This is a genomic window from Nocardioides abyssi, assembly GCF_030412915.1.
Classification (GTDB): Bacteria; Actinomycetota; Actinomycetes; order Propionibacteriales; family Nocardioidaceae; genus Nocardioides; species Nocardioides abyssi.
On record NZ_JAUHJR010000173.1, the window covers coordinates 1 to 277 of the forward strand.

Consider the following 277-nt stretch of genomic DNA (forward strand, 5'->3'; position numbering starts at 1 on the left):
CCATTGTCACCCACCCAGTTTCGGGCGGGTGCGCTATGCTGCTGCTTCGATTTCTTTGCATCGTTCGATTGCTTTTCCAAGGACGGTCACTTCCTTTCCGTTGAGTAATTGTTGCTTTTCATTTGGACTTCCCTGCAAAAGAATATCCAGCAGATATTGCACATGGTCTGCATAGTGTAGACTTGCTATAAAGCAGAGATGCAGGGGTTCTTCTGGATTCTGTGGCGCATAAGTTATGAGCCAATCTGCCAGCAGGGCACGATAGCTGCACAAGATT

Annotated in this window: 1 protein-coding gene; it reads right to left on the minus strand. The window is 47.7% G+C overall.

Annotation, left to right across the window (positions count from 1 at the left end):
- Nucleotides 1-33 precede the first annotated feature (33 nt).
- The coding region (locus tag QWY29_RS20380) for a hypothetical protein (RefSeq protein WP_439117464.1) at nt 34-277 on the minus strand (244 nt) is incomplete at its 5' end.